Annotated in this window: 19 protein-coding genes and 2 tRNA genes; 6 read left to right on the top strand and 15 right to left on the bottom strand. The window is 67.5% G+C overall.

Annotated elements, in window-relative coordinates:
- Nucleotides 1-11: 11 nt before the first annotated feature.
- From uvrC to LMF57_RS07115, 11 genes are all read right to left on the bottom strand, one after another.
- The gene (gene uvrC / locus LMF57_RS07165; protein ID WP_117309992.1) at nt 12-1,856 is read right to left on the bottom strand and encodes an excinuclease ABC subunit UvrC; all 1,845 of its coding nucleotides are present in this window, start codon (nt 1,854-1,856) and stop codon (nt 12-14) included.
- Nucleotides 1,853-3,265, bottom strand: a complete 1,413-nt coding sequence (locus LMF57_RS07160) for a hypothetical protein (RefSeq protein ID WP_117309991.1) — start codon at nt 3,263-3,265, stop codon at nt 1,853-1,855. Before LMF57_RS07160 ends, uvrC begins: the two co-directional genes overlap by 4 nt.
- Entirely contained in the window at nt 3,262-3,750 is a 489-nt protein-coding gene (locus LMF57_RS07155; protein WP_117309990.1) for a low molecular weight protein-tyrosine-phosphatase, read from the bottom strand. The genes LMF57_RS07160 and LMF57_RS07155 overlap by 4 nt, the downstream gene beginning before the upstream one ends.
- Complete coding sequence (kdsB, locus tag LMF57_RS07150; protein WP_229291147.1) at nt 3,747-4,520, bottom strand: 3-deoxy-manno-octulosonate cytidylyltransferase; 774 nt, start codon at nt 4,518-4,520, stop codon at nt 3,747-3,749. Before kdsB ends, LMF57_RS07155 begins: the two co-directional genes overlap by 4 nt.
- Nucleotides 4,521-4,595: 75 nt before the next feature.
- Nucleotides 4,596-5,615 carry a tetraacyldisaccharide 4'-kinase gene (lpxK, locus tag LMF57_RS07145; RefSeq protein ID WP_117309989.1) on the bottom strand — a complete coding sequence of 340 codons (1,020 nt, stop codon included), beginning with the start codon at nt 5,613-5,615 and terminating at the stop codon, nt 4,596-4,598.
- Entirely contained in the window at nt 5,615-7,363 is a 1,749-nt protein-coding gene (msbA, locus tag LMF57_RS07140) for a lipid A export permease/ATP-binding protein MsbA (protein ID WP_117309988.1), read from the bottom strand. The genes lpxK and msbA overlap by 1 nt, the downstream gene beginning before the upstream one ends.
- Complete coding sequence (locus LMF57_RS07135; protein WP_117309987.1) at nt 7,360-7,782, bottom strand: biopolymer transporter ExbD; 423 nt, start codon at nt 7,780-7,782, stop codon at nt 7,360-7,362. The genes msbA and LMF57_RS07135 overlap by 4 nt, the downstream gene beginning before the upstream one ends.
- A gap of 3 nt (nt 7,783-7,785) precedes the next feature.
- Nucleotides 7,786-8,448 carry a MotA/TolQ/ExbB proton channel family protein gene (locus LMF57_RS07130; protein WP_117309986.1) on the bottom strand — a complete coding sequence of 221 codons (663 nt, stop codon included), beginning with the start codon at nt 8,446-8,448 and terminating at the stop codon, nt 7,786-7,788.
- 3 nt (nt 8,449-8,451) lie between these two features.
- Nucleotides 8,452-10,863: a DNA internalization-related competence protein ComEC/Rec2 gene (locus LMF57_RS07125; protein WP_117309985.1), complete on the bottom strand. Its 2,412-nt coding sequence runs from the start codon at nt 10,861-10,863 to the stop codon at nt 8,452-8,454.
- 70 nt (nt 10,864-10,933) lie between these two features.
- Nucleotides 10,934-12,277, bottom strand: coding sequence for a HAMP domain-containing sensor histidine kinase (locus LMF57_RS07120; RefSeq protein WP_032975720.1), 1,344 nt, complete (start codon nt 12,275-12,277; stop codon nt 10,934-10,936).
- Between the two features lies 1 nt (nt 12,278).
- Nucleotides 12,279-12,950, bottom strand: a complete 672-nt coding sequence (locus LMF57_RS07115) for a response regulator transcription factor (RefSeq protein ID WP_093817843.1) — start codon at nt 12,948-12,950, stop codon at nt 12,279-12,281.
- A 144-nt stretch (nt 12,951-13,094) separates the two neighbouring features.
- Here LMF57_RS07115 and LMF57_RS07110 point away from each other — a divergent pair, with 144 nt between their 5' ends.
- Together LMF57_RS07110 and LMF57_RS07105 are read left to right on the top strand one after the other, a co-directional pair.
- Entirely contained in the window at nt 13,095-13,862 is a 768-nt protein-coding gene (locus LMF57_RS07110; protein ID WP_117309984.1) for a MipA/OmpV family protein, read from the top strand.
- A gap of 39 nt (nt 13,863-13,901) precedes the next feature.
- A complete protein-coding gene (locus LMF57_RS07105; RefSeq protein WP_117309983.1) occupies nt 13,902-14,189 on the top strand; it encodes a hypothetical protein in 288 nt (95 codons plus the stop codon).
- A gap of 8 nt (nt 14,190-14,197) precedes the next feature.
- On the opposite strand, the gene LMF57_RS07100 is transcribed toward LMF57_RS07105, so the two are convergent.
- On the bottom strand, nt 14,198-14,338 hold the full coding sequence (locus tag LMF57_RS07100; RefSeq protein WP_162887621.1) for a hypothetical protein: 141 nt from the start codon (nt 14,336-14,338) through the stop codon (nt 14,198-14,200).
- 107 nt (nt 14,339-14,445) lie between these two features.
- Between LMF57_RS07100 and LMF57_RS07095 the strand changes: the two genes are divergently transcribed.
- From LMF57_RS07095 to LMF57_RS07080, 4 genes are all read left to right on the top strand, one after another.
- Nucleotides 14,446-15,015 carry a TlpA disulfide reductase family protein gene (locus LMF57_RS07095; protein WP_117309982.1) on the top strand — a complete coding sequence of 190 codons (570 nt, stop codon included), beginning with the start codon at nt 14,446-14,448 and terminating at the stop codon, nt 15,013-15,015.
- A gap of 11 nt (nt 15,016-15,026) precedes the next feature.
- On the top strand, nt 15,027-15,218 hold the full coding sequence (locus tag LMF57_RS07090; RefSeq protein ID WP_117309981.1) for a hypothetical protein: 192 nt from the start codon (nt 15,027-15,029) through the stop codon (nt 15,216-15,218).
- Between the two features lie 31 nt (nt 15,219-15,249).
- Complete coding sequence (locus LMF57_RS07085; RefSeq protein ID WP_117309980.1) at nt 15,250-15,447, top strand: hypothetical protein; 198 nt, start codon at nt 15,250-15,252, stop codon at nt 15,445-15,447.
- A gap of 242 nt (nt 15,448-15,689) precedes the next feature.
- Nucleotides 15,690-16,022: a hypothetical protein gene (locus LMF57_RS07080; RefSeq protein ID WP_117309979.1), complete on the top strand. Its 333-nt coding sequence runs from the start codon at nt 15,690-15,692 to the stop codon at nt 16,020-16,022.
- Nucleotides 16,023-16,136: 114 nt separating this feature from the next.
- Here LMF57_RS07080 and LMF57_RS07075 read toward each other — a convergent pair.
- The 3 genes from LMF57_RS07075 to uvrB all read right to left on the bottom strand — a co-directional run bounded on the left by LMF57_RS07075 (nt 16,137) and on the right by uvrB (nt 18,515).
- A tRNA-Val gene (locus LMF57_RS07075) sits at nt 16,137-16,211 on the bottom strand.
- Nucleotides 16,212-16,308: 97 nt separating this feature from the next.
- A tRNA-Val gene (locus LMF57_RS07070) sits at nt 16,309-16,383 on the bottom strand.
- Nucleotides 16,384-16,490: 107 nt separating this feature from the next.
- A complete protein-coding gene (gene uvrB, locus LMF57_RS07065; protein WP_117309978.1) occupies nt 16,491-18,515 on the bottom strand; it encodes an excinuclease ABC subunit UvrB in 2,025 nt (674 codons plus the stop codon).
- Nucleotides 18,516-18,603: the final 88 nt, after the last annotated feature.

Genomic DNA, 18,603 nt, shown 5'->3' with positions numbered 1-18,603 from the left:
TTATTCTCTCTCTACTCGGCCGGATCCGGCGCGGCCAACCCGTGCAGGTTAGCGTAGATGCGCGCTGCGAGGGCGTCATTGATGCCTTCCACCTTGGCAATTTCCGCTTCTCCGGCTGCTTTCAGGCCGACCAGACCGCCAAAATGCTTCAGCAGGCTGGCGCGCCGTCGCGGCCCGATGCCGGGGATGTCTTCCAGTTTGCTGGTCATCCGGGCCTTCTGCCGGCGCCCGCGATGGCCAGTGATGGCGAAGCGGTGTGCTTCATCGCGCACCTGCTGGATGAACTGCAGGGCGGGATCGGCCGCACCCGGGCGCAGTTCGCGGCCATCGGGCATCACCAGCGCTTCGTGGCCGGCACGGCGTTCCACGCCTTTGGCCACGCCCACCAGCAGCACGTCTTCCACGCCCAGATCGGCCAGCGCCGCCTGGGCCTGTGCCAGCTGGCCGGCGCCACCGTCGATCAGCAGCACATCCGGCAGCACGCCCTGCTCTTCCACTGCACGGCGGAAGCGGCGGTCGATCGCCTGGCGCATCGCGGCGTAGTCATCGCCCGGCTCGATGCCACTGATGTTGAAGCGGCGGTACTGCGCGCGCACCGGACCGGCCGCATCGAACACCACGCACGAGGCCACGGTGGCTTCGCCCATGGTATGGCTGATGTCGAAGCACTCCACCCGCTTCACCGGTTCGGCCAGCCCCAGCATCACCCGCAGCGCTTCGCTGCGCGCGTGCTGCGCGGTGCGGCTGTTGATCTCGGTGGCCAGGGTCAACTGTGCGTTGCGGCTGGCCAGTTCCAGGTAGCCGGCGCGCTCGCCGCGGACGTTCCATTTCAACTGCACCTTGCGCTCGGCCGAGGCCGACAGTGCAGAACCGATCAGATCGGCATCGGGAATTTCGCGGTCGAGCAGGATCTCGCGCGGCGGCTCGAATTCGATGTAGTACTGCGAGACAAAGGCCGCCAGCACTTCATCCGGGCTTTCCTCGCCATTGGTGCGGGGAAAGAACGGGCGGGTGCCCAGGTTGCGGCCATCGCGGAAGGCCAGCAGCATCACGCAGGCCTGCGAGCCCTGCATGGCCACCGCCAGCACGTCGAGGTCGGCCGCGCGGCCGTCCACGTACTGGCGGGTCTGCATGCTGCGCAATGAAGTAATCAGATCGCGCAGGCGCGCGGCCTGCTCGAATTCCAGCGCTTCGCTGGCCGCCTGCATCTGTTCGCCCAGCTCCCGGGTCAGCTCATCGCTCTTGCCTTCCAGGAACATCGCCGCGCGGCGCACCGACTCGGCGTAGTCCGATGCGGGCACCAGTTCCACGCACGGCGCGCTGCAGCGTCCGATCTGATACTGCAGGCAGGGCCGCGAACGGTTGCGGAACACGCTGTCTTCGCAGCTGCGCAGCTTGAACAGCTTGTGCATCAGGTTCAGCGTCTCGCGCACCGCGGTGACGCCGGGATACGGCCCGAAATAGCGCCCGGGAATGGCACGCGGGCCACGATGCAGGGCGATGCGCGGCCAGTCTTCGCGGGTCAGCAGCACATGCGGATAGGTCTTGTCGTCGCGCAGGGACACGTTGTAGCGCGGCGACAGCGACTTGATCAGCTGGTTTTCCAGCAGCAGCGCTTCGGCTTCCGAGCGCGTTACGGTCACATCCATGCGCACGATCTGCGAGAGCATCGACATGATGCGCGCGTTCTTCGGACTGCCGTTGAAATAGCTGCCCACGCGGTTGCGCAGCGCGCGGGCCTTGCCGACGTACAACAGTGTGTCGTCGGCCGCGTACATGCGGTACACGCCCGGGGCGGTACTCAGCTGGGCCGCGAATGCCTTGCCATCGAAGGTCGGGACAGGAACAACGGTCATTCGCTGATCGGCACTTCGCTGAGCACGCCGCTGTCAGGGTCCAGGCGCAGTACGGCGTGGGAATCGGTTTCGGCGATCCACACCGCGCCGGCACCGACGGCCAGCCCGGCCGGGCCATGCAGTCGCCGCGGCAAGGGCTGGGTGGTCAGTTCGCCGCCGCCCAGGCGCAACGTGCGCAGGCGGCCATTGCCGGTATCGGCGATCCACAGCAACGGGGCATCCGGGCTCAGTGCGATCGCCTGTGGAAACTGCAGGCTGGCCTGCGCACGCGGGCCATCGTCCTCGCCGAAACGCCAGGTGCCCTGCCCGACCAGGGTCTGCACCAGGTCGCCGCGCAACTGCAATGAACGGATCGAAGAGCCCAGCGCATCGGCCACGTACAGCACCTGCTGGACCACGGCCACGGCGGTGGGCTGAGCGAACGCCGCCAGATGGCCGCTGCCGTCGCGCTCGTCGATGGCGCCGCTGCCGGCGCGCCACTGCAGGCTGCGCTGGCCGAGGTGGTAGCTCCAGATGCGGTTGTCGCCGGCCATGGCGATGTGCAGCTGGTTTTCGGCGATGGCCAGGCCAACCGGATGATCCAGCGACACCTGCCGTGGCTGCGTCACCGGCCCTTCCACGGGGGCGCCCGCACGGCCGTTGCCACACAGCGTATCGACCAGGCCGGTCAGCAGGTTGATGCGGCGCACGGCATGGTTGCCGGTGTCGGCCACGTACAGCGACTCACGCTCCAGCGCCAGCGCCTGTGGCCTGTGGAAAGCGGCTTCGGCGAGGTTGCCGTCCATGAAGTCGGCGGTCCCCAGACCGAACTGGCGCAGCACCCGGCCGCCATGACTGCATTCCAGGATGCGGTGGTGGCCGCTGTCGGCGATGTACAACCGTTCCTGGTTCACCGCCAGACCCATCGGGAACCGCAGCGCCTGGCGCGGCTCGGGGTGCAGTTCACTGCCGCCGCGCGAAGGGGCCGACGGCGCGCCCTCGCAGAGGGCATTCAGGGCCCGCTCCAGCTCGCCGGGCACGCCCTGGCCGATCAAGCGCTGCTGTTCGCGGCCCTGGGCGTCCAGCAGCACCATGGTCGGCCAGGCGCTGACGCCGAAGCGGCGCCAGCCATCCCAGTCGGCATCGAGCAGCACCGGCATGGTCAGGCCCTGGCGGCGCAGCAGTTTCAGCGCAGCCGTGGCATCACGCTCGAAGTCGAAGCGCGGCACCTGCAGCACCAGAGGTTGCAGCTTGCCGGGGTGGCGTGACAGCCACTGGCTGAACTCGGCCAGCCGTTGCGCGCTCCATGCGGAAGCCGCGTTGACGAACAACAGCGCGACCGGCCGGCCACGCAGTTCGGTCAGGGTACAGGGCGCGGCATTGAGCCAGGCGGCGAACTCGGGAAGGTCCGGAACGGGCTGGATGTTCATGGCCCGATTATGCCGGAGTCGGCGTGATGCAACAGGCGTGCCACAGTGCGTTCGGCGGCAGCGTCGACCAGCGACCAGACCTGTTCGAAATGATCGCTGCCACCGGTATAGGGATCGGGAATCGCACGTTCGCCCTGCCCGCCCGACCACGGCAGGTACAGCGCCAGGCGCTCGCGCTGGGTGGCAGTGGCAAGGCGTGCGGCATCACGCAGGTTGGCCTCGTCGGCGCACAGGATCCAGTCGAAAGCGTCGAAGTCATGCGATTGCAGCTGCCGCGCGCGCAAGCCGCCAAGATCCACACCGTGGCCCGCCGCACATGCAATGGCACGCCGGTCGGGTGGCTGGCCCACGTGCCAGTCGCCGGTACCGGCCGAATCGACCTGCACCCGCCCGGCCAGCGCAGAGCCCTCCAGGCGGGCGCGCAGCGCGCCTTCGGCCATCGGCGAGCGGCAGATGTTGCCCAGGCAGACGACCAGCAGCCTCATCGCACCGCCATCGCCTGCAGCAGCATTTCGGCGCGCTGCAGGTCTTCAGGGGTGTCGATGCCCGGCGGGAAGGGTTCGGGCGAAATCGCCACGGCGATCGGGAAGCCCGCTTCCAGCACACGCAGCTGCTCCAGCGATTCCACCTGCTCCAACATTCCCGGCGGCATCGAGGCGAACTGCTGCAGGAAGCCGGCACGGTAGCCATAGATGCCGATGTGGCGCAGCCACTGATGGCCCTCGGGCAGGGTGTCGCGGCTGCGGGAAAAGCCATCGCGATGCCAGGCGATGGGCGCACGGCTGAAGTACAGGGCCTCGTTGCGTACGTTGCGCACCAGCTTGACCACATTCGGGTCGAAAAGCGTGTGTGCATCCTCGACCGGCGTGGCCAGGGTCGACATCGGGGCGTTGCCCGCCACCAGTGCCTCGGCCACGGCGCGGATGCCGGCAGCCGGCGCGAACGGTTCATCACCCTGCAGGTTGACCACCACGGTGTCATCGGCCCAGCCAGCGATGCGCGCACACTCAGCCAGGCGATCGGTGCCCGAGGCATGCGAGGCAGCGGTCATTGCTACCTTCACTTCCCCCAGGCCGGACAATGCGTCGGCAATACGCTGGTCGTCGGTTGCGACCCATACCTCACCTGCGCCGGCCTGCAGCGCGCGGCGCGCCACATGCAGCACCATGGGCTCTGCGCCCAGCAGGCGCAGCGGCTTGCCCGGCAGCCGCGAAGCGGCATAGCGGGCCGGGATGGCAACAACGAAGTTGGTCATGCGGGCGGTACTCGGAAGGCGCGATACAGCAGGAATGCGGCCGGCGACGTGCATTTGCAAGCGTCGCACGGCCCCTCAGTTCGGACGCAGCTTGTCCAGTCGGTCAGTCAACGCGATCCAGAAAGCAGCAGGCATCTCGGCACGCAGCGGCACGGCGTACTGCCAGTCGTTGGCGAACGCGCGGCACTTCACCGCGTCCTTTTCGGTCATCAGCACCGGCAACTGGCTGCCAAAGGACAGATCCTGCGGCTGGTAGGCATGATGGTCGGCGAAGGCGTGCGGCACCACGCCGATCGCACGCGCGCGCAGCATGTCGAAGAAGCGTTGCGGATTGGCGATGCCGGCCACGGCGTGCACGCGCTGGCCCGCGAAGTACGAAAGGGGACGTGCGCGCCCGCCGGCCAGCGGCTGTGCACTGTCGATGTGCAGGGACATCGGCCATTGGCCGAAGCCGCAGGACTGGGCAGCGGCCGCTTCATCCGCCTGGCCCAGGTTGACCACCCGGAAATCACACTCAGCGGCACGGCTGACCGGTTCCCGCAACGGTCCAGCGGGGATCATCCGGCCATTGCCATAGCGGCGCTGGGCATCGACCACCTCGATCTCGATGTCGCGCGCCAAGCGGTAGTGCTGCAGCCCGTCATCGCAGACGATCACGTCGCAGCCGGCCGCGATCAGCGCCTTGCCCGCCGCCACCCGATCACTGTCCACGCGTACCGGCACGCCCGTCTTCCAGGCGATCAGCACCGGCTCGTCGCCCCCCAGGGCGGTCGGCGTATCGGCTTCCACCCAACGTGCCCTGTCCGCTTGCTCACGGCCGTAGCCGCGGCTGGCGACGCCGGGCTTCCAGCCCGCGGCCCGCAGCCGATCGACCAGGGCGATGGTCAGCGGCGTCTTGCCGGTGCCGCCGGCGGTGATGTTGCCGACTACGATGACTGGCACCGCCAGTGCATGGCGCTTGCGCCAGCCACGCCGGTACAGGCGCCGGCGCAGCGCGGTGACGCCGGCATACAGCGGCGCCAGCAGTCGCATCGGCCACGGAGCGGGGCTGCCGTCGTACCAGTACGGCGGGGTCTGGGTACCGTTGCCCGCCATCAGTCCTGCCTTTCGCGGAACTGCATGTTGTGCAGGTGCTGGTACAGGCCGCCCATCGACAGCAGTTCCTGGTGGGTGCCGCGCTCAACGATACGGCCATGGTCCATCACCAGCACCTGGTCGGCATGCTCGATGGTCGACAGGCGATGCGCGATCACCAGCGTGGTGCGCTCGGGCATCAAGCGCTGCAGCGCATCCTGCACCAGGCGCTCGGATTCGTTGTCCAGCGCCGCGGTGGCCTCGTCCAGGATCAGGATCGGTGCGTCGCGCAGGATGGCGCGGGCGATCGCCAGGCGCTGGCGCTGGCCGCCGGACAGCAGCGCGCCATTCTCGCCCACCGGCGTCTGCAGCTGCTGCGGCATGCGTGCAATGAATTCCCACGCATTGGCCGCCTCGGCAGCTGCACGGATCTGCTCGTCGGTGGCATCCATGCCGTAGGCGATGTTGGCCGCGATGGTGTCGTCGAACAGCATGACCTTCTGCCCGACCATGGCCACCTGCCGGCGCAGATCGGCCAGCGGGTACTCATCCAGGGCCACGCCGTCGAGCAGGATACGCCCGCCATTGGGCTCGTAGAAACGCGGCACCAGCCGGATCAGGCTGGTCTTGCCACTGCCGGAGCGGCCGACGATGGCGGTGACCGTGCCCGGGCGGGCAACGAAATTGATGTCGTCCAGGGCAATGCCGCTGTCTTCGCGGTAGCGCAGCATGACATGCTCGAAGGCCAGCTCGCCGCGTACGCGCTGCACCGCGTGCTTGCCGTCGTCGCGCTCGACGGGCATGTCGATGATGCCGAACAGGCGCTCGGCCGCAGCCACGCCGCGCGAGATGGAGGTCTGCACGCTGGTCAGCCGGCGCAGCGACGGAATGATGGCCATCATCGAGGTCATCAGGCCCATGAACTGGCCCGCATTGAGCTTGCCGGCCAGTGCTTCGCGGGTGGCGACCCACACGATCACCGCCAATGCCAGCGCTGCCAGGAACTGGACGACGCTGGAGGCGGCGGCACGGGTGACCTCCACCTTCATGTTCAGCGCCAGCATGCGGTTGGCCAGGCGCGAGTAGCGCGAGATCTCGTGCTGCTGGGTGCCGTGCACCTTCACTTCCTGCTGCGCGGCCAGCGACTGCTCGGCGGTCTGCGCCATGGTGCCCATGCCGTCCTGGATGCCGCGGCTGATGCGCCGGTAGCGCTTGCCCACGTAGGACACGATCACCCCGATCAGCGGCACCACCACCAGCATGGCCAGGGTCACCTTGATGCTCATCTGCAGCATCACCGCCAGCATCGCGATGATGGTCAGGGTGTCGGCCACCACGGTCTTGAGCGCATCGGCGCTGGCCTGGGTGACCTGCTCGGTGTCGAAGTTCAGGCGGCTGACCATCACCGGCGTCGCTTCGGCATCGAAATGGGAGGACGGCAGGTGCAGGTACTTCTGCAGTACCTGCTCACGCAGGTCACGGACCACGCTGCGACCGGTCTTGGCCAGGGTGTAGTCACTGACCCAGGTGGCCACGCTGCGCATCAGGAACAGGCCGAGGATGGTCAGCGGCAACACCACGGCCGCGCGCGGCTGCGGGTCGACGAAGCCGTCATTGACCAGCGGTTCCATCAGCTTGGTGAAGTGGTAGCCGGCCAGGGCCTCGACCACCATGGCGATCACCGCCGCCACCATGAATACCCAGTAGGTGCGGGTATAGCCCAGCAGTCGTTTGTAGATCGGCCACACCGGCGCGTGATGGGAACTCATGGACGCACCTCTGGCGCTGTTGCAATGGCGATACGACGGAAACCGAGCTGGCCCAGCGCATCCTGCGCGGTCACCACGGCCTGGTAGGGAGTGCGCGCGTCGGCGCGCAGCAGCACGGTCTGCTCGCGGTCGCTGCCGGCAACGGCGGCAATGGTCTGCTTGACCGACTCGACGTCGCTGCGCAGCACTTCCTGATCGTTGACGAAGTAGCGGCCGTCAGCGTTGATCAGCACGCTCAGCGAGCGCGGCGGCTCGTTGGTCTGCTGCTGGCTGGCGGTCGGCAGCTGCACCTGCAGGGTCGATCGCGCGTCGAAGGTCGTGGTGACCACGAAGAAGATGATCAGCACCAGGATGACGTCGATCAGCGGCACCAGGTCGATATGCGGTTCATCCTGGGCCCGGTCGTTGCCGATACGCATCGATCAGGCCTTTGCCGTAGCGGCGGAGGGCGCGCGCGTGGCGGGGGCCGGAGTCATCACCCCGGGGCGGCCATCCAGCGTATCCAGCAGCGCGCTGGCTTCCTGCTCCATCTCCACCACGTAGCCGTGGATGCGGCCCTTGAAGAAGCGGTGGAACATCAGCGCCGGGATCGCCACGATCATGCCGGTGGCGGTGCACACCAGTGCCTTGCCGATACCGCCGGCAAGCTGGTTCACATCACCCACGCCGTGGTCGAGGATGCCCAGGAACATCTGGATCATGCCGACCACGGTGCCCAGCAGGCCCAGCAACGGGCCGGCCGAGGCGATGGTGCCCAGCGCGTTGAGGAAACGCTCCATGCGGTGCACCAGATGGCGACCGGTGTCCTCGATGCGCTCGCGGATCTGGTCGCGCGGGCGGTTGCGCGCTTCCAGCGCGGCGGCCAGCAGGGCACCCAACGGTGAATTGGCACGCAGGGTCTGCAGGTGCGCCGGGTCCAGCTTGCCGCGCGCGGCCCAGTTGCGCACCTCCTGGCCCAGGCCAGGCGGCAGCACCTCGTTACGCCGCAAGGACCAGAAACGCTCCAGGACGATCGCCAAAGCCAGTACGCCCAACAGCAGCAGCGGCACCATCGGCCAGCCACCGGCCTTGACCAGTTCCCACACGTTTCAACCCTCCGGCCCAGCGGCCGCTTGTTCGATCGGCGATAGGATAGCAGCCGACCGCGCCCGCCCAGCGGCATCCCACCACCGGGCGGCGTGGATACGCTGTTCACGCAGCTGCAGGCCTTGTGCGCCAAGCCATACGCGGATCGCGCCGGACTCGGCGGTGGACAGCACTTCGGCGCCCGCCGCCTGCCAGCGCCGCACCACGTCACGTTTCGGGTGGCCAAAGTGGTTCCGGTGCCCGGCCGAGACCAGCGCCAGCTGCGGCGCCACCGCCTTCACCCAGTCCGGCGTGGAACTGCCTCCGCTGCCGTGATGGGGCACCAGCACCACGTCCGCACGCAGCATATCGGCGGCGCCCGCCAGCAGCGCCTGCTCGCCCTGCCGGCCGATGTCACCGGGCAGCAGCACGACCCCGTGCGCGCCAGCAACCCGCAGCACGCAACTGGCTTCGTTGTCGGCGCCCTTCCCGCCAGCGGCAGGGAACGCGGCGGGCGGATGCAGCACCTGGAAATCGAGCCCGTCCCATTGCCAGCGCAGGCCCTGTTGGCAGCTGCCGGTCGTGGCAATCGCACTGCCCGGTGGAGCCAGTACGTGCAGACCCGGCCATTGCCGGCGCAGCGCGGCAAGGTTGCCGCTGTGGTCCAGGTGGTCGTGACTGATCATCACCCGTGCCGGCGGCTCCTGTCCCAGCGCCCGCAACGTCGGCAGCAGCATCCGCTCCTCGCCTTCGCCGCCGGCCGGCGGGCCGACGTCGTACCAGAGTGCGTGCTGGGCGGTCCGCAGCAGCACCGCCGCGCCCTGGCCGACATCGTGCACCACCAGTTCCAGCTCACCCTGCTGCGGCCCCGACCGTGCCGGCCACAGCAACGGCAGGCACAGCAGAGAACCGGCAAGCCCGGCCCCAGCACCGCGTGGCAACAGCCACCAGAACACCCCCAGCAAGGCCGCCGGCAACGCCCAGGCCGGCCCCTGCGCCAGCCACCACATCGCCTGCGGGTGCTCGGCCAAGGGTTGCAGCAGCTGCCAACTGGCCTCGAACACCCAGGCAGCCGTGCGCCAAGGCCACTGCCCTGCCCCGGTGCGCAGGGCCTCCACAGCGGTTCCCAGCAGAGCCAGAGGCACCACCAGCAGGCTCCACAGTGGAATGATCGGCAGGTTCACCAGCGGCCCCAGCCGTGCGCTGCCACCGAACAGTGCCACTGCCAGCGGCAACAGAGCGACACTGGCCACCCCCTGCCCTGCCAGAGCGCCGCGCAGCATTGCGGCGCCCCCTTTCGGCCGCCCCTGCGGCAGGCACCACAGCAACCACAGAACGCCGCCGAAACTGAGCCAGAAGCCCGCAGACAGCACCGACAGCGGCGCCGGCAGCAGCATCGCCAGCGCAGCCAGCGCCAGCCCCTGCGCTACCGTCACCGGACGGCGGGCGACGCGCGCCAGGGCCAGCACCGCAATCATCAGTGCGGTACGCACGGTCGGCAGCTCGCTGCCTGCAACGACGGCATAGCCGGACGCAGCCACCGCTGCCGCACAGGCCGCCGCCTGCGGTCGTGGCCAGAACCTGGCAAGCCCCGGCCAGGATCGCCAGAGCGCAGAACACAGCAATGCGGCGAAGCCCGCGACCAGACCGACATGGAAGCCGGAGATGGCGATCAGGTGGGTCAGGCCCAGCGCACGCAGCTGCGCCCAGTCGACGTCGGACAGGCCACGGGTATCGCCCAGCGCCAGGGCCTGGATGAACCGTGCAGACGGGTGTGCGACCTGCCTGGCAATGGCGGCACTGGTGCGCTCGCGCCACGCAGGTAGACCATGCGCAGGGCGCAGCTGTCGCGTGGAATTCAAGTCGCGCACGCTGGCGTTCCCTGCCAGCCCACGCAGCAGCGCATGCCGCTCGCCATCGAAGCCCCCCGGATTGATGCGTGAACGTGGTGGTCGCACGCGCAGCGACAACTGCCAATCCGCCCCGGCGTGCAGGAGACGTCTCTGATCAAGCCCGGCGTCGGTCGGCCCACCCCGTGGCGCGTGCCAGAGCACCTGCAGCCGCTTTCCACGCAGCGTCGGCATCGCATCGGACGCATCCACCCGGAATTCGAAGCGGGTGTGTGCAGGCGTTTCCTTCGGCAGATCGATGACCTGCCCCCGGACGAGCACATCCTGCGCAGCAGAACCGGCCGGCAGCTGCGTCTGCATTGCCCAATACCCGTGGCAGCAAGTCCAGGCCAAGCCGAACAACAACGCAGCCGCCGCGCGTCCGCGCCAGCGCAACACCCAGCCCAACGCGGCCACGACGGTCGCCGCAACAGAAGCCCACAGCGGTGGCAACACCGGCAGCAGCACGCAGACCAACGCACCGGCAACCAGAGCGGCAGCGCACGCGGGGCCAAACAAGGGCGACAAGGTCCGATCGGCTGCCATCGACACAGCGTGCCGAGGCGCGGCCTCACCCAGCCATCAGGCAACACCGTGTGGCGTTGTCAGCGCTCGGCTAGCGACGCACGCTGCCGCGGTGGAAGTTGACCCGGAAGCTCGCGCCGCCGCCGACGGCCTCGCCCACGCTCACCGTGCCGCCGTGGTGCTGCACGATCTCCTTGACCAGATGCAGGCCGAGGCCGCTGCCACTGCCAGCAGCACGCAGGCGGTGGAACGGCTCAAAGATCGCCTCGCGGTCACCGACCGGCACGCCGGCGCCCTGGTCGCTGACCTCCAGCAGGCCCTGCCGGTCCAGACGCACGCAGATGGTGCCGCGCCCGCCGCCATGGACGATGGCGTTGTGCACCAGGTTGGCAATCACCCGCCCCAGAGCGAGGCCATCGCCATGGATCCACACCGGCGTCTCCGGCGCATCCACTTCAAAGCCGTAGCCGGCGCCAACCACCAGAGGCGCAAGGTCGGCGGCCGCTTCGCGCACGACATGCGCAAGGTCCAGGCGCTGCAAGGCTGCGACGTTCCGGTCCAGGCGCTGCAGGTCGAGCAGGTGCTCGGCGACGTTGCCGAGACGGGCGACATCGGTCAGCAGCTGCGATTTGAGCTCCCCCTGCGGCAACTGCGACAGGCGCGCCTGCACCACCGCAATCGGTACCCGCAGCTCATGGGCGGCGTCGGCCAGGAATTTATCGCGTGCTGCGTAGCCCTGCTGCACCTTGTCGATCGCATCGTTGAACGCTTCGACCAGAGGCGCGACCTCGGTCGATACCAGCTGCGCATCCAGGCGCGCACCGGGCTGGCCGATATCCAGCTCCTTGGCCTGCTGCGCGGACCGGCGCACGCCACGCATGGCGCGATGGATCACCGTCGGCATCACCAGCAGCGTGACCACGATCAACGGCAGGAAGAACCACAGGCCAATCAACCGCAGCACCATCAATGCGCCATCCAGCAGGCCGCCCTTCGGCGCCCCCCCCACCATCACCGTGATGCGGCGGCCGTCTTCGTTGCGGATCATCACCCGCGCCACATCCAGGTACGGCGGCACCAGCGAACCCAGCTCGGTGGCACCCAGTGTCGGCAGGCGGGCCAGCAGCGGCGCGTGGATGGCAGGCAGCGTGCCGCGCTGCAGCCATGCACCGCGATCGTCCACCGCCGCGAACCACAGGTTGCCACCGGCACGCGCATCGAGCTTCTGCCAGCGCGCTTCGTCCAGCACCAGACGGCCGCCTTCGCTGTGCACCGCATTGGCTGCGCTCTCGGCCATGAACATGTCCATGCCCCAGGTGTCCTTGTCGCCCCAGGTCAGGATCAGCGCGACGACGGCGAACAACACCGTGAAGGCCTGCGCCAGGAACAGCCGCCATGCCAGTCCAAGAGTGATCGAACGGATCGGTCGTGCCATCTCAGGCCTCCGCCAGCAGGTAGCCAACGCCGCGGATCACGTGGATCTCCACGCCTGCCCCGGCCTGCTGCAGCGCCTTGCGCAGCTTTGAAATGTGCGCATCGAGCGCATTGGACTGGATCTCATCATCGAATCCGTACACCGCCGCTTCCAGCGCGCTGCGGGTGACCGTGCGCCCCTGCCGCATCGCCAGCGCCTGCAGCACCAGCACCTGCCGCCGCGGCAGTGCAACCGGCTGGCCGTCCACCTGCGCCTGCAGCGATTCGAAATCGAACTCCAGCCGGCCCAGCCGCAACCGGGGGGTCACCATCGCCGACGGTCGACGCGAGACGGCGCGGATGCGCGCCATCAGCTCTTCGATCGCCACCGGCTTGACCAGGTAGTCATCGGCACCGACGTCCAGTCCTTCCACCTTGTCCGACAGCCCGCCCTTGGCAGTGAGCATGATCACCGCCAGGTTCGGCCGCAGCGTACGGGCGGTCGCCACGAAGCCCACGCCATCACCATCGGGCAGCTGCCGATCGAGCAGCATCAGCTGATGCACCGGCTCACGCAGGGCGAGCGCAGCCTCGGCCAGGCTGCCGACCACGTCGGCGACCACACCCTGGCGCTCAAGCCCGGACTGCAGGGCTCGCGAGAGATCGGGGTCATCTTCGACCAGGAGAATGCGCATCGGGGGCTCGGCAACCGGAAACGGTGCCGATCATAGTGCCTTCGGCGTGCAGGTGGCGGCGATGCCAGCAGATTGCGCCTGCGCAATGTTCCGACAATGTTGCGCGCGCAGCATGCATCGCCATCCCTGCAACGCACTACATCGATGACCTCACTGTCCCCCGCCCTGCTGCGCCCCCTGCTGTGCACCGTCGCTCTCTCCACGCCGCTGCTGGCCACCGCGCAGGAACAGGCTCCGGGGGTACAGGCCGGCATCACCTTCGGCGCGACCACTGGCGCCTACGCGCACTATGACGACAAGCCGCTGGTGCTGCCGGCGCTGTCCTGGCAGGGCAAGCGCTTCTTCGCCAGCCCCGGTTCGCTTGGCATGAACCTCTACAAGGCCGACGGCCTGCGCCTGTCGGCGGTGGCGACGCCCTACACGTTGCGCTTCAAGACCGACGACGTGAACGATCCGCAGCTGCGCCGCCTGCATAGCCGGCAGATGTCGGCGATGGTCGGCATCAATGCCGACTACAGCGCCGACTGGGGCGCGGTGGCGGCCAGCGTGAAGCGCGAAGTAAGCGGGCACGGCGGCGGTGTTGAATCCAGCCTGCATTACAGCTATCCGATCCAGGCCGGCCGTTTCACCTGGGTGCCGCGCGTGGGCGTGGTGCATTCCAGCGCCCGCCTGCTCGACTACTACTACGGCATCAGTGACGAAGAAGCGCTGCGCTCCGGGCTGGCGGCCTACACGCCCGGCAGTGCCACCTCGCCGAGCCTGCAGATCGCGGTCAGCACGCCCCTGGGTACGAAATGGCGCGCAACTGGCGTCGTCGCCAACCAGTGGTTCGGTGATGCCGTCGAAGACAGCCCGATGGCACGGCGCAGCAGCCAGACCTCCGCTTTCATCTCGCTGATGCGCGCGTTCTGACCGAACCTGCATCCGCCCCACGGACAACAAGGATCCCGCATGGCCGCTGTCACCCCCACCGCCGATGCCAACGCGATCCTGCGCGCGCCGGATCTGGACAGCGCCGAGCGCGCCTACCTGGGCCTGCTGCCGGACATGGCTCATGTGGACGCGTTGACCCGACGTGCACTCGGCCTGTCACGCGCTGCCGATGCTGCGCGCGGATACGCACTGTCGATGACCCTGGTCGGCCTGCGCCTGCAGGAGCTGGAAATGGGCGAGCCGTGTGCGGCCGAATATCGCCAGGCGACGCTGCGCAGCCTGCGCCAGGCCTTCGCTGCGGCCTGAGCGTCGCGTCAGCGGAAGGTCGTCCAGGCCAGCACCGCAGACAGCAGTGCGACCCAGATCACGGCCTTGAAGGTGCCTTCCAGCATGTTGCCGCCGAACAGCAGTTCGATGATCGGGTTAGGCCGGGAAACGGGAGCATGGTCACTCATGGTGGCGTCCGGAGGTTTGGGAACTGCGTCACCGATGATACAAAAGCTTGACATTCCTGTTGCTCTCTCCGGTATGGTCGATGCAACGCGGCGTTCAAGGATGATCGATGCTCAAGCGTGCACTGTTTCCCGTAGTCGCCCTGCTGCTGGCCGCACTGGTCATCATGCTCTCCTGGCAGAACCGCCAGTTGCGGCAGCTCAACGAACAGATGGCGGCGCAGCTGCAGCAGACGCAGCTGGACGCGCATGGCCTTGCAACCGGCACCCGGCCTGAACCGTTGACCCTGCGGACGACGCAGCAGACCCATGTCGATATCGGTGGCGCGCGCGGCGTGCCGCAGATCCTCTACTTCTTCTCTACCGCCTGCCGTTACTGCCTGGCCTCGGTGCCACAACTGCAGCAGATCGCGGCTGCGCGAGGCAGTGCCGAGCTGGTGGGCGTGGGCCTGCCACCGTACGACCAGCTTGCCGACTACGCAGGCAAGCACGCGCTGGCGTTTCCGATCGCCGTGGACGATCAGGGCGAAGTCTCCAAGCGCTACCGCGCCACGCTGACACCAATGCTGATGGTGCTGGCCGCAGATGGCAGCATCGCCTACAAGCATGTCGGCCAGCTCGACGCCGGCACTGTCCAGGCCGTCGCCAACGCAATGAATCCGGGAAGCCACACCAACTGAAGGAGATACACATGATCGGGAAGAAAACGCTGTTCTCGTCCGTCGCCGGTATCGTCATCGTTGCTGCAATGTCATTCGGGGCCGCACAGGCCTTCGCCACGCCGGTGAAGACCGGCTTCGCGCCGGGGTGCAAGGAACATCCGAGCTGCCCCTATGGCAACGCAGGCTCCCACGGCCTGCTGGCCTGCTGCGATCCCATGTAACCCGCCTCGAAGCGCTGCAAAGGAGATACAGATGATCGGAAAGAAGAAGCTGTTCTCGTCCATTGCCGGCCTCGTCGTCGTGGCCGCCATGTCATTCGGCGCCGCGCAGGCCTTCGCGACCACCCCGGCCAAGACCGGGTTCGCACCGGGCTGTGAGTACACGCCGGGCTGTCCTTACGGCGGCAACGGCCGCTGGAGCGGCGGACGCGTCTGCTGCCAGGTTCCCTGATCCACCCCATCCAGCGCAGGACCTGACTTCGGCTTCCCGGCCACAGTTCCTGCATGGATGAGGCGCCCCGTCTGCACTGGGCGTTGCACCGGGCCGTCCGATTGGGCGGCCCTTTTTTCTGCGGCCCGGATTCATCCTTGCAGACGGCACTTGGCACGCGCTTTTCCGGTCTTCGTCGCATGCCGATTTCACAGCGCAGGCCACAGTGCAACGCTGGGCTCCCTTCTCCGGAGCACCGTGCCATGCCGATGCTTGCCCTGCTGCTGTTGATGGCCGGTCTGTGCAACCGCGACGGCGGTACCGGAAGCGATTCGCTGCGGATGCAGATCCTGCAGGCCGACGCCCAACGTGCCGTCCGCGCGCATGCCAGCTACGGCCAGACGGACAGCCAGAGCGTGCAGATCCTGCGCCTGAGTGCGGATCGCGTACTGCAGGTGGCCCACGCTCGCGTGCACGGTGATGCCGACGGTATACAGCGCGGGCAGTCGCACGCCCGGGGAATGCTGCAACTGTGGCAGCGCGTGGATGGTCATTGGCAGCTGCAGCGCAGCGCCAGTGTCGAGCAACGCAGTTGACGCTGGCAGCAAGCCGGCCAGGCTGGAACGAGCGCGGATCGCAGGCACAAAAAAGCCGGCCCCGGGGCCGGCTTTCATCGTTTCCACCGCTGCTCCGGCCATGCCGGGAACCGGTGGTGGGCGGTACAGGGTTCGAACCTGTGACCCCTACCATGTCAAGGTAGTGCTCTACCGCTGAGCTAACCGCCCAAATATTCCGTGCAGCCCGCAGGCTGGTGCTTCTACGTAAAAACCCGGCGCCAGGGCCGGGCTTTTGATCCTCACGACAGCCCCCTGGGGAACTTCGTGGTGGGCGGTACAGGGTTCGAACCTGTGACCCCTACCATGTCAAGGTAGTGCTCTACCGCTGAGCTAACCGCCCGTTTGTTGCTTCTGCAGCGCCGCGATTGCGTTGGTGCAGGCCGCGTATATTACGGACGACGACCGGCAAGCGCAATACTTTTGTGAAGAAAAGCCGCTTTACCGCGTTCAGCCCAGGCTGGCCTCCTTCAGCTGCCTGATCTGGTCGCGCACCCGGGCGGCATCCTCGAATTCCAGGTCCTTGGCATGCTGGTACATCCGCTGCTCCAGGGCCTTGAGGCGAGCGGCCAGCTGCGCCGGACTGAGCGACCGGTAGTCGATCGTGTCCTCTGCCACCCCGGAACGGCCTTTGCCCTTGCCCTTGCGGGACTCCTTCTCGGCGGCGTCCGAGCGTGCGCCCTCCAGCACGTCGACGATCGGCCGCGCCACGGAGCGCGGAGTGATGCCGTGCTCCAGGTTGTACTCGACCTGCTTGGTGCGGCGGCGGTCGGTCTCATCGATCGCTGCCTGCATCGAACGGGTGATCTTGTCCGCATACAGGATCGCCTTGCCGCGCACGTTGCGGGCCGCACGGCCGATGGTCTGGATCAACGAGCCGGTCGAGCGCAGGAAGCCCTCCTTGTCCGCATCCAGGATCGCCACCAGCGAGACCTCGGGCATGTCCAGCCCCTCGCGCAGCAGGTTGATGCCGACCAGCACATCGAACTTGCCCAGACGCAGGTCACGGATGATCTCCACGCGTTCAACGGTATCGATGTCCGAGTGCAGGTAGCGCACGCGGATGCCGTGCTCGGTCAGGTACTCGGTGAGGTTTTCGGCCATGCGCTTGGTCAGGGTGGTGACCAGCACGCGGTCACCGGCCTTGATCCGCTCGTTGGCCTCGCTCATCAGGTCATCGACCTGGGTGCCGACCGGGCGGATCTCCACCACGGGGTCGATCAGGCCGGTCGGGCGCACGACCAGCTCGGCCATGTCCTCTCCGGCCTCGCGGAATTCATACGGACCCGGTGTCGCCGACACATAGATGCTGCGCGGGCAGCGCGCCTCCCACTCCTCGAAGCGCAGCGGACGGTTGTCCAGCGCCGACGGCAGGCGGAAGCCGAACTCGACCAGGGTTTCCTTGCGCGACCGGTCACCCTTGAACATGGCACCGATCTGCGGAATGGTCACGTGCGATTCGTCGATCACCAGCAGCGCATCAGCCGGCAGGTAATCGAACAGGGTCGGCGGCGGCTCGCCCGCGTTCTTGCCGGTCAAATGCCGCGAGTAGTTCTCGATGCCGTTGCAGAACCCCACTTCGGCCATCATTTCGAGGTCGAACTGGGTGCGCTGGGCCAGGCGCTGCGCCTCGACCAGCTTGTTCTGCGCGTACAGCTGCTCCAAGCGCTCCTTCAGCTCGACCTTGATGGTCTCCACCGCCGCCAGCACCCGTTCACGCGTGGTCGCGTAGTGGGTCTTCGGGTACACGGTGAAGCGCATGAGGTTGCGCATGGTCTCGCCGGTGAGCGGATCGAACATCGTGATCTTTTCCACCTCGCCATCGAACAGTTCGATGCGCAGGGCCTCACTGTCCGATTCCGCCGGGAACACGTCGATCACTTCACCACGCACGCGGAAGGTACCGCGCTGCAGCTCGTATTCGTTGCGCGTGTACTGCAGCTGGGTCAGGTGATTGATCAGGTCGCGCTGGTCGATGCGCTCGCCCTTGGACAGGATCAGGCGCAGCGACAGGTAGTCTTCCGGCGCACCCAGGCCGTAGATGGCCGACACGGTCGCCACCACGATCGCATCCGGCCGTGACAGCAGGGTCTTGGTCGCCGCCAGCCGCATCTGTTCGATGTGTTCGTTGATCGAACTGTCCTTCTCGATGAAGGTGTCCGACGACGGCACGTAGGCTTCCGGCTGGTAGTAGTCGTAATAGCTGACGAAGTACTCCACCGCGTTGTGCGGGAAGAACGCCTTGAACTCACCGTACAGCTGCGCTGCCAGGGTCTTGTTCGGCGCCATGATCAGCGTCGGCTTCTGGATCTGCTGGATGACGTTGGCGATGGTGTAGGTCTTGCCCGAGCCGGTGACGCCCAGCAGGGTCTGCTTGGCCACGCCAGCCTCGAAATTGCTGGTCAGCTTGGCGATGGCATCGGGTTGGTCGCCCGCCGGCGAATACGGCGAGACAAGTTGGAAACTGTCGCTCATGGTGTTGCCAGGTCCCGGGGAAGGTAAGTATAGAGGGCGTCTGGTGACGGTCGGCTGAGGGGAAGTCTGCCCGCGAGGCAAGGGACAG

It is taken from the genome of Stenotrophomonas sp. SI-NJAU-1, assembly GCF_020883215.1.
GTDB lineage: Bacteria > Pseudomonadota > Gammaproteobacteria > Xanthomonadales > Xanthomonadaceae > Stenotrophomonas > Stenotrophomonas indicatrix.
The sequence above is the reverse complement of the archived record's forward strand: the minus strand, read 5'-3'. Positions and strand labels throughout refer to the sequence as shown.